At 40.8% G+C, this 12489-nt stretch carries 13 protein-coding genes; 1 reads left to right on the top strand and 12 read right to left on the bottom strand.

What is annotated here, in order from left to right:
- Positions 1-37: 37 nt before the first annotated feature.
- The 4 genes from arsB to A33Q_RS11885 all read right to left on the bottom strand — a co-directional run bounded on the left by arsB (position 38) and on the right by A33Q_RS11885 (position 3053).
- Positions 38-1066: an ACR3 family arsenite efflux transporter gene (gene arsB, locus A33Q_RS11870; RefSeq protein WP_009035029.1), complete on the bottom strand. Its 1029-nt coding sequence runs from the start codon at positions 1064-1066 to the stop codon at positions 38-40.
- A gap of 323 nt (positions 1067-1389) precedes the next feature.
- Positions 1390-2004, bottom strand: a complete 615-nt coding sequence (locus A33Q_RS11875; protein ID WP_009035028.1) for a low molecular weight phosphatase family protein — start codon at positions 2002-2004, stop codon at positions 1390-1392.
- Positions 2005-2092: 88 nt separating this feature from the next.
- Entirely contained in the window at positions 2093-2635 is a 543-nt protein-coding gene (locus tag A33Q_RS11880; protein ID WP_009035027.1) for a DUF6428 family protein, read from the bottom strand.
- An 88-nt stretch (positions 2636-2723) separates the two neighbouring features.
- Positions 2724-3053, bottom strand: a complete 330-nt coding sequence (locus A33Q_RS11885; protein WP_009035026.1) for an ArsR/SmtB family transcription factor — start codon at positions 3051-3053, stop codon at positions 2724-2726.
- Between the two features lie 309 nt (positions 3054-3362).
- Between A33Q_RS11885 and A33Q_RS11890 the strand changes: the two genes are divergently transcribed.
- Positions 3363-4052 carry a carbonic anhydrase gene (locus A33Q_RS11890; RefSeq protein WP_009035025.1) on the top strand — a complete coding sequence of 230 codons (690 nt, stop codon included), beginning with the start codon at positions 3363-3365 and terminating at the stop codon, positions 4050-4052.
- Here A33Q_RS11890 and A33Q_RS11895 read toward each other — a convergent pair.
- The 8 genes from A33Q_RS11895 to wecB all read right to left on the bottom strand — a co-directional run bounded on the left by A33Q_RS11895 (position 4045) and on the right by wecB (position 12487).
- Positions 4045-4983 (bottom strand): hypothetical protein, encoded by a 939-nt coding sequence (locus A33Q_RS11895; protein WP_009035024.1) that lies wholly within the window; start codon positions 4981-4983, stop codon positions 4045-4047. The two genes, A33Q_RS11890 and A33Q_RS11895, sit on opposite strands and share 8 nt — an antisense overlap.
- 55 nt (positions 4984-5038) lie before the next feature.
- Positions 5039-6547 (bottom strand): Omp85 family outer membrane protein, encoded by a 1509-nt coding sequence (gene omp85, locus A33Q_RS11900; RefSeq protein ID WP_009035023.1) that lies wholly within the window; start codon positions 6545-6547, stop codon positions 5039-5041.
- 25 nt (positions 6548-6572) lie between these two features.
- Positions 6573-7949, bottom strand: coding sequence for a magnesium transporter (mgtE, locus tag A33Q_RS11905; protein WP_009035022.1), 1377 nt, complete (start codon positions 7947-7949; stop codon positions 6573-6575).
- Between the two features lies 1 nt (position 7950).
- A complete protein-coding gene (locus tag A33Q_RS11910; protein WP_016255177.1) occupies positions 7951-8667 on the bottom strand; it encodes an MgtC/SapB family protein in 717 nt (238 codons plus the stop codon).
- A 190-nt stretch (positions 8668-8857) separates the two neighbouring features.
- The gene (locus tag A33Q_RS11915; protein WP_009035020.1) at positions 8858-10222 is read right to left on the bottom strand and encodes a HAMP domain-containing sensor histidine kinase; all 1365 of its coding nucleotides are present in this window, start codon (positions 10220-10222) and stop codon (positions 8858-8860) included.
- A complete protein-coding gene (locus A33Q_RS11920; RefSeq protein ID WP_009035019.1) occupies positions 10219-10911 on the bottom strand; it encodes a response regulator transcription factor in 693 nt (230 codons plus the stop codon). Before A33Q_RS11920 ends, A33Q_RS11915 begins: the two co-directional genes overlap by 4 nt.
- A gap of 4 nt (positions 10912-10915) precedes the next feature.
- Positions 10916-11392 (bottom strand): cupin domain-containing protein, encoded by a 477-nt coding sequence (locus A33Q_RS11925; protein WP_009035018.1) that lies wholly within the window; start codon positions 11390-11392, stop codon positions 10916-10918.
- On the bottom strand, positions 11393-12487 hold the full coding sequence (gene wecB / locus A33Q_RS11930) for a non-hydrolyzing UDP-N-acetylglucosamine 2-epimerase (RefSeq protein WP_009035017.1): 1095 nt from the start codon (positions 12485-12487) through the stop codon (positions 11393-11395). It abuts the gene before it with no gap.
- Between the last annotated feature and the right edge of the window lie 2 nt (positions 12488-12489).

A 12489-nucleotide genomic window follows, 5' to 3' on the forward strand; every position in this document is an offset into this window, starting at 1 on the left:
TCGCTTCAGGCATATTTCGCAAAGCATAGTTCAATTTTTAATACCTCCACTTATTCGCCAAACTAACCAAATGTAGCATTACTGGGACTTCTACAAGCACACCCACGACAGTGACCAAAGCAGCTGGGCTGTCCAAGCCAAATAAAGCAATGGCAACCGCGACAGCCAACTCAAAGAAATTACTCGCTCCGATCATGGAGGCTGGTGCACAGACCGCATGTCTGAGCTTAAGTTTTTTTCCTCCAAACCAAGCAATAAAAAAGATAAAGTAAGTTTGAATAATCAAGGGTACAGCAATCAGTAAGATGATCAATGGATTATTCAGGATATTGGGACCTTGGAAGGCAAAAAGCAAGATCAAGGTCAGTAATAAGGCAATGATGCTTACCGGTTTGAATTTGGGCAGGAATTCATTTTTAAACCACTCCTCTCCATTTTTGGTAATCAGGCTTTTATTGGTAATGACCCCTGCTATCAATGGAATCACCACAAATATCACTACAGAGGCAACCAGAGTTTCATAAGGTACAGTCACATTGGTAATGCCCAATAGAAAACCTACCAATGGCACAAAGGCCACCAAAATGATCAGGTCATTGACAGAAACCTGTACCAATGTATAATTGGGATCTCCATCAGTGAGGTAAGACCAGACAAAAACCATAGCGGTACAAGGTGCCACACCCAGCAAGATCGCTCCTGCAATGTATTCACCGGCCATATCCGGTTCGATGTAAGCTGAGTACAATTGGTCAAAGAAAATCCATGCAAAAAAGGCCATGGTGAAAGGCTTGATCAGCCAATTGATTACCAATGTCCAGATCAACCCTTTTGGTGCTTTGCCGACTCCTTTGATACTTCCAAAGTCAATCTGCAACATCATGGGATAAATCATTAGCCAGATCAGAATGGCAATAGGTAGGTTGACATTGTAGATTTCCAAATCCGACAAGACCGAGATATCATCTCCTGCCAAATGACCGATCAGAATCCCCACACCTATACACAAGGCAACCCATAAGGTTAAGTATTTTTCGAAAAAGGCGATCTTCTTAGTATCAGACATTTTTTTTCAATTGATATTAAAGGAAATAGTGTAGAAATATGATTGAAATACTGATGAAATAAGGTTGAAATATTATGGAAATAGGATTGAAATACAGTAGAAATAAAGGTGATATATTGTGGAAATAAATTAGAAATAGGATTTAACTATATTCCGAAGAGCATATCCCGAATCTATATGCTCTCGGGACCTTCCCTCAAGCTTAGGTTTCTATTTATTTCTCCGAAAACATATTTCACGAAGTATATTTCTACTTTATATCGCCGTAGGCATATTTCGCAAAGCATATTTCTAATTTATTTCGCCAGCGGGGTATTTCTACTTTATTTCTTATGAATTTTTGAGAAAACGAATAGCATTTCAGAGGCAATCTGCATAGACCTTTTATCATACATTTCAGCTTCCTGATCGGTGTCGTCAAATGCTTTTGGATCTTCGTAGCGAACGGGAATTCTGGCTTCAGCGCCAGGGATAAAAGGGCAATTTTCATCAGCATGTGAACAGGTCATCACAGCGGCGAATCCATCAGGAGCATTGGCGGCATCATCATATACCTTGCTGAAAGTTATAATGGGGGCCTCGTCCTCTGAATAAAACACAAAGTATTTGGGATTGCCATCACCTTCTTTGCTGACCTTGAATCCAAATCTTTTGATCGAAGCCACCGCCCTTTCATTGAAGGCTGTGACTTCCACACCTCCTGAAAAGGAGTTGATGTCTATGCCAAAAAAGGCTGCAGCTACTTTCCCCCAGATTTGCGAAAACTGGCTTCTTCGGGAATTGTGTGTACAGATAAAATTCAGGTTGATTTCCTGATTTTGATCGGCTTTCTGCTGAACATAGTCAATCAGAACTTGAAGTACGGCTTTGCGTTCTTCGCTTATCGGCAGTGCCTGTGCCTGCTCGATGTGGGATTGGAGAGTGGGGTATAAGTTCATAGTGTATTGTACCAAGTACCAAGACTGCACCTTACTTGGTATCCCGTAATCGGGACAGGCTATGGTACTTTGTACTTCGTACAATAAATTAACAGCATCCCGATCCAGGTTCACAGCTATTTGCTGACTGAAGAGAGGCAAGTGAAACTCTTATTTTTGGTTTTTCGGAAACAGGGCCACAGCAAGCGGCAGCTTTTTCTTCAGGTGTGGAAGCCCGATCTTTGGCTTTGCAGGTGGTTTGGTCTGGCGTGAGTTGTACGATCAAGGCATTTCCAGTGTCTTTGATATTGTAGATGGGAAGTACGGCGGTAGGGAACACAGCATTGCCATATTCAAACTTGATCTCTGCATCGGGATAGGTTTCCCTCACCTTATTGACTACATCAAAGATCTTCATGGCCTTGCTGGTATCCACTGCATGGTCCGGTTCAGGAATTTCATTTTCCCAAAGTTGGATATGCACTTCTGACCATTGGTTGCGGATTCCTCCGCAGTCTACGGTATCGAAGTTCACGTTTTTGATTTCAGTAATGTGATAGTCCGTTCTAACATATTGCCCGGACTGGTATTCGAAGAAAAGGGCCTTTGCAGGGTTTTCTTGAAGGGTTTTGGTGAATTCGGTTGTTTTCATAGTTTGTATTTTTTGTACCAGGTACCAAGTATAAAGTACCAAGACTGCACCCTACTTGGTACTTGGTACATTGTACTTCGTACAATTCCTAACAGCAACCCAATATTTTTGGAAAGCCACTGAATAAGTCCTGAAATAGGTTTTGTACTTCGGTCCATCGAATGGGGTCAATACAATAGTTCACTGAAACACCTTCTATACTTCCTTTGATCAGCCCGATTTCCTTGAGTTCACGAAGGTGTTGGGAAATGGTGGCCTGCGCCAATCCCAGTTCTTGAACCAAATCTCCATTGATACATGAGTTGGCTTGGATCAGGTATTCAAGAATGGCTACTCGTGCCGGATGCGCAAAAACCTTGGCTACTTTGGCCAGTTCGTTTTGCTTTTCTGTGAAGAGATCTGTTTTGGTGACACCCATTTTATAAAGGAGGAATTAAGAAGGTAGAAGGATGAATTTTTGAAATAAGGTTGAAATACGATAGAAATAAAGTTGAAATAGAAAACGTTACACATTGCTTATTCTATTATTTAGCCAAGGCTTAACTCTATCATATTTCAACTATATTTCGCTGAAAGCATATTTTAAATTTATTTTACTTATTATTACATCGCAATATTACGATATAATGTTCAGCATTTCTAATTATTGTTAATGTTTTTGCGTGATTTTGATCACTGTATTTACCACAAAACATGTTGAGATTTGTGATAAAATGTTAGAATCAACATGATCCGAAATCTCCTTTTAGTTACCTTAGCCATATGTATATGGGCTTGCCAACCTCAATCCCCCATTCAACACCTCGAAGAAGTTCCAGCAGAAAATTTACTTGAGGTTCTTCTGAAAGGAAATGAGAGGTTTTCTGATGATCATCCCCTTCATCCAGATCAGACATTGGATCGATTAAGGGATCTTTCTGTAAGTCAGCATCCTGTGGCAGCTATAGTCAGTTGTTCGGATTCTAGAGTCCCACCTGAGTTGGTTTTTGATCAAGGTCTAGGAGATTTATTTGTAATTCGTAATGCAGGAAACATTGTTGGGGATTATGAAATAGGAAGCTTGGAATATGCCATTGAGCATTTGGAGGTGCCTCTGGTCATTATTTTGGGTCATACGAAGTGTGGTGCTATAGGCGCGTTTGTGGATCATGAGCATGACCATTCACATCATTATTCCGAGTACATCCAAAAAATCATAGATTTTATAGATGCTGAAGAGGAAGAAAAAGCACTTTCTAGAGATTTACCTGATTTTTATGAAAAAGCCATTGAAGCAAATGTACTCCATGGTATCCACGAACTCAAAAATAAAGTGCCCAATGTCAATCAATTGATTGAAGCTAAGAAATTAAGAGTGGTCGGCGCCATTTATGATGTGGATACAGGGAAAGTGTCCATTTTGGAAGAAATCAATTGATCGCCTCTATTTTATTTAGAAAGTAAAGCAAATCTTTACTTATTAGAGAAATCTGGGATTCCAATTGATCCAACATTTCCGACCTGCTTTTCAAAAGTTCAGGAGAATATTCCCCTCCATCAGAAAATAAAATAGCAACACCCTCATCATTCATATTATAGGCTTCCCATCTTTCCAAAAGCTGATCTTTTAAAGAAACCTCTTGATTATTGTTATTTTTACTATTGAAGTAATACCAAGTGGAGGGTGGGAAATAAGCAGGCCTATCTTCTGACTCATAAACATCCCTGAGAATATTTTTCGAATGCCTGATCGCAACTCTTTTATCCAATCTCAAAATGGAAAGCCCAAGAAAAACCTCGGTCAAACCTCCTGCTATTCCTATGTATTCAGGCCAATCATTTCGGGAATTGTCTGCGGCCAAAATAAACCCTGTACCTACTCCTACAATAGCTCCTGTAATGATTGCCGCCACAGTCAGGTTTCTTTCTTTCTTCCTCAGTTCTTTTTCCAAGAAAGAAGCTATTTGCTCGGCCTTTTCTTCTTCACAATCTATTGCAGACATTAGAGAGTGAAGTTCAATATCCATCTTCATGATTTTCCCAAAAATCCTTGTCTTCAGCTCCAGCTTCTCAATCCTTTCAAGATCCTCAATCAAATAGTTCTCCAAATCATCCACAACATTTAAGGCGATGGCCATATCAATGAATTTATCATCAAAGTTTTCTTGAAGTTTCATCCCGATTTTGAGAGAGTCTGCCAAAAAACTATCCTCCCCACTCTCAAAATTCAATCCCTGTAAACATTCTCCCTGAAAGGCTGTAGGTGAAGTCACCACTTTATTCCCAATACAGGAACAATTTAAAAACAGGACAAGCAAAAAAGGCTTCCCAAAAAATCCGAGCGAAAAAAAACAGCTACTTTGCTTCATATTTGACAAAGTAGCTGTTTTTCCTAGAATGGTCAAAGCTTAGGACTTGCTATTCTTAGAAAATATGGCCAAAGCCAAAGAAGAACTGACCTCCTTCTCTACTCTGGGCATAGTCTAATCTTAATATGGTGGATTGGTTCCAAGCTATTCTGCCACCTAAACCTGGAGCACCACGGAAATTGTTCAGTTGTACATCACTCAATCCTTCCCAAACGGTTCCAAAATCATAAAATGGAGTCACACCAAGTGCAAAATGCTGATTAAAGGCATTGAAATCGTGAAGCCTCGCACGCATCTCCAAGTTTACCAAACCAACTGTAGGAGCCATAAATCTAGCTTCTCTATAACCTCTCAGCGATCTACCACCTCCAAGAACCAAAATCCCTCCAGCTTCAGCCTGGGAAGACAGATCCCACATTTCGATAAAGTTAATATTAGGCCCGAAAATATGCCCAAAGGCCGCCAGCCCCGCAAAAGTCAACCTGTTACGGTCATTTTTCCACCTATGAAATGTATGGATAAACTGTCCCTGCACCATAAACTTGTTGAAGTTGAAGTCAGAACCCAACCAAGGAGCGGAATACTCGTGGGAATACTGCAAGAATACCCCTTTGGAAGGATCTGGTTCCAGGTCTCTGGTGTCGTAAATCAAAGCAGCAGCCAGCATAGAGGTGAACTTGAAACCATCAGAGAAACCGGACAAATTGAATCTGTCCCAAGTACCATCATTGATCTGTTGATTGACCAAAGTCTGTCTTTGAACCGCCTCTACTTCTGTTCCATCAGCCAAGAAAGCTTCCTCGGCAATCTGCCCTGTATAATCTTCAAAAGCTGTAAATAAAGCTTCATAGCCAAACATTAAGCGCAGCTTTCCACCCATTTCTACCCTTTCACCTAAGGCATTGAAAAGCAGTTCTCTTTGGATAAATTGATTGTAGTGAGTGTCCGTCTGAAGTCTGCCGCCATTACCGGGTACCGCGATTTTCAGATTTTCTTCGTAGTCATTTACTCTGTTGAACTGTCGGATACCACCTTCAGCACCTGCTGATTTGTCCTGAAAACTCAGGTTATTGAGCGATTCCCTACCAATTCCCCAATACTGGGCGTTTGGATCTTCCCAGACTACGGCATCTGCACGAAGTCTCCACTTGGAATTGAAAATATAGGGTACATCCAAGTTGACCGCAGCTCTTACTCGACCATTTTCAAATACAAAGAATTCTGTGTTGATGCTGTATCGATAAGGGGTGTAATAAAAGAAAGGGTCTTCTTTAGTCTTATTCTGGAAGAAAAACACATTCCCACCTATTCCAAATCCACGGATAGGATCAAATTCAAACCTGGGCAAACCCGTCACAAAGAACCCTTCCTTTTTGTTGAGTATATCTTCTCGGGAGAGTTTTTTGTCATCGGACAACTCAAAGGGCAAGCTGATGGTGTCCAGAATGGCTAAACGGTCAGTGTTTTTGTGAGCTTCTGGGTCTCTCACACCTATAGCAGCTTCTTGTGCCAATAGATGATTTGCCGATGCAAATACCAGAAATAGTAGTAGTATTCTTTTCATGACGATAGATAAGTATAAGTTGGTTTTAAAGTCCTAGTAATGTTATAGTTACAGTAAAATAAATCAGTAGACCTGTAATATCCACTACCGTGGTAATGGCTGGCGATGCTGCCACTGCCGGGTCGCCACCGAATCTTTTTACCATCAATGGCAGGCTAGCCCCTATGCAAGTTGCTGATACTACTTGCAAGGAAAGGGCAAGAGAAATAACAAAAGCCAATTGGGTCAGAGTATACTCAGAAGGTATACTAGTCTCCCAACTGAGAAACAAAACCTTTAGAAATGCTAAGACTCCGAGGCAAACCGCAAGCATGGAAGAGATTTTGAATTCTTTGAATACAATCTTAAGCCACTGCTTTGGACTGATCTGTCCAAGAGCTAATGCTCTGACTATAACTGTCGCAGCCTGAGAACCAGAATTCCCCCCAGTGTCCGCAACCATTGGCATATAAAGAGCCAGAATAATCAGGGCCTCCAGGGTAGATTCAAATTTGTGAATAATCATCCCTGAAATGATTCCCACTGCAGCAAGTGAAACTATCCAAACGACTCTTTTACGGAAATGCTGCATGCTGGAGGTATGGATGTAATCATTCTCTGAGCTTTCGCTCATAATTCCCATAAATTTTTCCATATCCTCAGTATGCTCTGCACGAATGACTTCAATGGCGTCATCTTGTGTAACTATCCCAACGAGCTGATCTGAATAATTCAAAACAGGTAGTGCCAATAAGTCATAATCTTCAATTTTTTTGGCAACTTCCTCCCTGTCTTCGTCTACGTGGGTATGAATAAAGTTTTCATGCAGGATTTCACTGATCAATTGATTGGGGGAGGCCATTATCAAATCTTTCAGTGAGACAAAGCCTACCATTTTCATTCTATGATCCACTACATATATATAGTAAATCATTTTTTTGGAAGGTGCGTCTCTTCTGACTTTGGCCATAGCAGAATCCACAGTCATGCTGGCAAGAATTGTGGCAAAGTCCGTACTCATAATCCCACCGGCAGTTTCAGGCGGATACGCACTCAGCTTGATCACATCCTCTCTGGCTACTTTGCTCAGATAAGGCAAAATTGCCGCTTGCTCTTCTTGGGACATGTGTTGATAAAGATCACAGCGGTCATCCGAAGCCATATTTTCAAAGATCGGGGCGAATCTTTTTTTACTCACCTGTTGAAAAAAGCCCAATTGCCTTACAATATCAAAATGCGAGAAGACTTTGGCCTGCTCTTCTGCTTCAAAATATTCAAAAGCTTCTAGAATACTGGCTTCCTCCAATTGTTCTAAAGCTTCAGCTACCTCTACAGAAGGCATTTTTTGAAGCGCTGGAATCAACTCTCTGATTTTTTGTTTCTCAGCGATCACAACCCAATTTTCCTTTTCCACGCTCCTCATATTATTGATCGTTTTGTTGTCCTTCTATTTCCCAAGTCACTTCCATCACCCCATATTCCAAAAGTAGTTTACCTGCCAAAGTCTCCATAATACCATCATTATTGCCATAGGAAACTATTTTTGCTTCCACATATGCGTGATCAGGATTCCCATTGTCAAAGCTCTTTAATGATTGTAGCCTGAGACTGCCGTCAGATTTGATGGTTTCTAGCATCATTATCCTAAGGTGGTTTTCTACTTTATCCAGGCATTTGATCTGAAAACTGTAGAAAAATGTTCCCTCATTGAGGTCTCCTGGTAAATCGGGAAGAGAATTGACTCTTCTTCCAATTGGCCTTAAACCCAAGTGGGCAAGCATCACAGCCCCAGCTGTAATCATCGCTTCAGGATAAAGCCCAACTCCTGACAAGGAGCCGACTGCTGCAGAACACCAGATCGTTGCAGCTGTATTCAGCCCTTGCACATTAAAGCCATCCTTCATAATCACACCTGCTCCCAAAAACCCAATACCTGTAACGATTTGGCCAGCTACTCTTGACGGATCTCCTTGGTCTCCTGTCAGGGATACGGATAACAATATAAATGCAGCAGCACCCATAGATACCAAGGTGTTGGTTCTCAGCCCTGCACTTTTTTGTCTATACTGTCTCTCAAAACCTATGGCTGCACCTAGAAAAAAAGCCAGGCTCAACCTTATTACAAATTCAAATAATGTCATATCGACCTTCATTTAGAGTTGGAATTAATTTTCGCCCAACTGGAAGGCCGGCAAAAATCAAAAACTTTTTAAACTGTCTGGGGGAATATTTTCCATAGTTTTCCTTTTGAACATTACAAAAATAAAGCATACAGCTGCTGAATGCCTTTAAGGAAGTGTTAGAAAATAATTAGAAAGTCATTAGAAAAATTTAAAGCCTGGGAATACTAATCAAAAAAGTAGAACCAATACCAGGTTTAGATTCCACGGAAATCGCTGCATTATGCAGATTCAGGATCCGCTTCACCAAGGCAAGACCAATACCGGAACCCCCTGAAACATTTTGGTTTTTACCTCTGAAAAATGGATTGAAAATTTCCTTGAGCTCTTCTTCTTCTATACCTACTCCTCCATCTTTAAAGGTAATCCGCACTTGATGCTTACCGGATGAAATACTGGATTTACAGGCTTGGTCCGGGGAATACTTACAGGCGTTCTCAATAATGTTTCTAAAAGCAATTGTCAAAAGGTAACCATTGGCAAAAATGGTAATTTCTTCTTCCTCAAAATCCCCCTCAAAATCCAAATCTACCCTGAATTCGGGATTGGAGGCCATTAATTCCTGACTGGCGTCTATCAATAGTTCGTCTACCCTCACTGATTTGAAATTAATTTCTGACCTGTCGTAACTCGCTTTGGCAAAATCCAACAGCGTGCTTGACAACTTGGCCAATTTACGCGCATCGGCTAAGGTCAGCTTGATAGCTTCTCTATATTCTTCTTTAGTTCTTTTTTTGTTTTGACTAAGCTCCAGCTCTGCAATGATGACAGATAAAGGTGTCCTCAATTCGTGTGAAATATAGGATACAAACTGCTTTTGAGCTTCAAAGGATTTTTCCAACCTTTCCAACATTTCATTGAAGGTTCTTGCCAGTACCCCTAACTCATCATTTTTTTCTGAAACATGAAGTCGCAGGTCAAGATTGGAGGCTGAAATTTTTTGAGCTTCCGAAATCATCCCTCTTACAGGAGACATAGTTTTCTTTGAAAAATACCTTCCTATCAGATAAATGATCGCCAAGCCAAATAAAAAGGAGACCAACATGGTATTCCTCAGATTTTCCAAATTCCGGTACCCATAGGCATCAAATGCCGCTGCTGTTACATAGTAAGGGTTTCCATCTACTTCAATCAACTGTCCGATAACTTGCCATTTGTCTTGGACAAAACGAATCATTTGCTTCTCACTGATTTCTGCAAGCATTTCAGGCGTTTCTTTGACAAAATCAATATCTACAGCATCATGATAAAGTAAATCCTGATTTTCATTATATATGGCTACTTCGACTTCATATAGGACTTCTTTATTTTTCCTATAAATTGTCTGCAAAGTATTTGCTTCCAATCTAGTTTCCAAAAGAAGATTTACTTTTGTCAAGGCCTCTTTTTGGAGGATTTCGTAAAACTCACTTTTCCTGTTTTGGTTAGCTGAAAAGTAAACTATGAGCATAAAACCAAGAAGAATCCCAGCAGTCAAGGCTGTAAACAAAAGGGATATCCGTTGTTGAATGCTCATTGTTGCTGTAGGATAAAACCCATTCCCGAGCGGGTATGGATCAATTTGGAATTGAATGGCTTGTCTACCTTTTTTCTGAGATAATTGATGTAAACATCAATAAAATTTGTCCCAGTATCGAAGTTTACGCCCCATACATCTCTTGAAATCTCCTCTCTGCTGAGTACTTTTTCGGGATTTCTGACCATGTATTCCAAAAGACTGTATTCTTTTGGTGTAAGACTGATTTCTACCCCTGATCGAAAAACCTTTTTCTGGTCCTTATTGATTTCCAAATCTGCATAGTGTAAAATTGGATCTTCCTGTTCTATCCGCTGTAGCCCGGCTCTCTTGAGCAGCGTCTTGATTCTTACCAGCAACTCTCTGAAATCAAAAGGCTTGACCAAGTAATCATCCGCACCTGCGTCAAAGCCTTCTACTTTATCATCAGTGGTCCCCAAGGCGGTCAACATGATTATAGGAATGTGCTTGTCCTTTTCTCTGATAGTTTTACAAAGGTCCAAACCGTTTATTTTTGGCAAAATCAGGTCTGTAATTACCAAATCAAAACCCCCACCTTCAAAAATGCGAAGCCCCATTTTGCCGTCAAAAGACTGGGTGACAGCGTAACCCTTCTCTTCAAGCCCTTTTTTTATCAGACCTGCCAATCTATCGTCATCTTCTACCAATAATATAGCTGCCTTACTCATTACCTCAGGTCAACCTTTTGATAATTTCACTATGCGAAGGCCACTTTTCAATAAGCTCTTCAAAACTTAGAAGCCTGAAATCCCTAAAATCAAAGCCAGGTGCCACAACACAGGATACCAAGCTGTAGCTGTCTTTATCATCAACAGTGGAGCCGAAAACCACACCCTGTTCAACTAACTGATATGGTTTATGCCCTACTTTGTCAGGAGGACCCACAAGAAGTTGTTCATACCCAGTTTCAGCCAGAACATGTACTGTCAAGGGACTTCCTTCATGGTAAAACCACATCTCATCACTTTTGATCTGATGAAACTTTGAAGAATTTTCAGAAGTCAAAAGAAAGTAAATGCAGGTCATCAAGCTTCTCGGCCCGTGATCAGTCGAAAACTGCCATTCAGACCTGTAAGTTTCGGCATAGAAGCCCCCCTCAGGATGGGGCTTGAGATTCAATTCCTTTACCAGTTGCCTAACCCTTTCCATTTAAGAATAAATTTGAATAATTTTTTCCACAATTCTCTCGGCTGTTTTGCCATCCCATAGCGGAATGCCTTGATAAGATTTCCAGTTCCCTTTCATCAATTTATCCAAGTAGGGAGGAAGTTTTTTGGGATCTGTACCGATTAATTCATTTGTTCCCAATTCAATTGTTTCAGCTCTTTCTGTATTGTCTCTCAGGGTAATGCAAGGCACATTCATCACTGAAGCTTCTTCGGTTATACCTCCAGAATCAGTAATAACACCTTTGGCATTTTTCACCAGGAAATTGAATTCAAGGTAACTCAAAGGCTCTGTCATGTGCAAGGATTCATAATTGATGCCTAAAGCCTGTAGGTTTTTGGCAGTACGCGGGTGAACAGGAAATATAATCGGTAAGCCTTCAGTGCCTTTTACGATAGCTTCAATCATTTCTTTGAGTTTTTCCTCTTGATCTACATTGGCAGGCCTGTGCATGGTCATCACAAAATATTGCTTTTCCTTTATCTGATCAAAGAGCTCTCCTTCCGGCTTTTGAAACCTTGGCATATTTGCCATCAAGGTGTCAATCATGGTATTGCCTACAAAATGGATTTGGCTATCGGCAAATCCCAATTTCCTGAGGTTGGCATTGGCTATTTCCGAGGTAGTAAAAAAGTGATCCGTGATGCTATCTGTTACCATACGGTTAATTTCTTCCGGCATGCTCAAATCCCCTGATCTGATTCCCCCTTCCACGTGGGCCACATCTATTACTAGTTTTTTGGCAGCAATAGAACAGGCCAAAGTAGAGGTAACATCTCCTACTACAATGACTAAATCCGGTCTGTTTTCCATCAACTCTTTCTCGAAGGCCACCATGATAGCTGCCGTCTGTTCAGCCTGCGTACCACCCCCGCCACCTAGATTGGAATCAGGCTCAGGAATATTCAATTGTTCAAAAAAATCCCCTGACATTTTCTTATCATAATGCTGTCCTGTATGGATAAGTCTGTAAGAGATTGCACTTCCTGCATCTTTTTGCTTTTGGATCGCGTGAACAATAGGAGCAATTTTCATGAAATTTGGTCTTGCTCCAGCCACTAAAGTAAGTTTGATCATAG

This window comes from Indibacter alkaliphilus LW1, from assembly GCF_000295935.2.
GTDB classification, from domain to species: domain Bacteria; phylum Bacteroidota; class Bacteroidia; order Cytophagales; family Cyclobacteriaceae; genus Indibacter; species Indibacter alkaliphilus.

Excerpts from the sequence above, each read along its gene's own strand:
- A33Q_RS11875 (WP_009035028.1), bottom strand. The coding sequence starts at position 2,004 with ATGAACTTATACCCCACTCTCCAATCCCACATCGAGCAGGCACAGGCA.
- wecB (WP_009035017.1), bottom strand. The coding sequence starts at position 12,487 with ATGATCAAACTTACTTTAGTGGCTGGAGCAAGACCAAATTTCATGAAA.
- A33Q_RS11920 (WP_009035019.1), bottom strand. The coding sequence starts at position 10,911 with ATGAGTAAGGCAGCTATATTATTGGTAGAAGATGACGATAGATTGGCA.
- A33Q_RS11885 (WP_009035026.1), bottom strand. The coding sequence starts at position 3,053 with ATGGGTGTCACCAAAACAGATCTCTTCACAGAAAAGCAAAACGAACTG.
- A33Q_RS11915 (WP_009035020.1), bottom strand. The coding sequence starts at position 10,222 with ATGAGCATTCAACAACGGATATCCCTTTTGTTTACAGCCTTGACTGCT.
- A33Q_RS11880 (WP_009035027.1), bottom strand. The coding sequence starts at position 2,635 with ATGAAAACAACCGAATTCACCAAAACCCTTCAAGAAAACCCTGCAAAG.
- A33Q_RS11895 (WP_009035024.1), bottom strand. The coding sequence starts at position 4,983 with ATGAAGCAAAGTAGCTGTTTTTTTTCGCTCGGATTTTTTGGGAAGCCT.
- A33Q_RS11925 (WP_009035018.1), bottom strand. The coding sequence starts at position 11,392 with ATGGAAAGGGTTAGGCAACTGGTAAAGGAATTGAATCTCAAGCCCCAT.
- arsB (WP_009035029.1), bottom strand. The coding sequence starts at position 1,066 with ATGTCTGATACTAAGAAGATCGCCTTTTTCGAAAAATACTTAACCTTA.
- A33Q_RS11910 (WP_016255177.1), bottom strand. The coding sequence starts at position 8,667 with ATGACATTATTTGAATTTGTAATAAGGTTGAGCCTGGCTTTTTTTCTA.
- mgtE (WP_009035022.1), bottom strand. The coding sequence starts at position 7,949 with ATGAGGAGCGTGGAAAAGGAAAATTGGGTTGTGATCGCTGAGAAACAA.
- A33Q_RS11890 (WP_009035025.1), top strand. The coding sequence starts at position 3,363 with ATGATCCGAAATCTCCTTTTAGTTACCTTAGCCATATGTATATGGGCT.
- omp85 (WP_009035023.1), bottom strand. The coding sequence starts at position 6,547 with ATGAAAAGAATACTACTACTATTTCTGGTATTTGCATCGGCAAATCAT.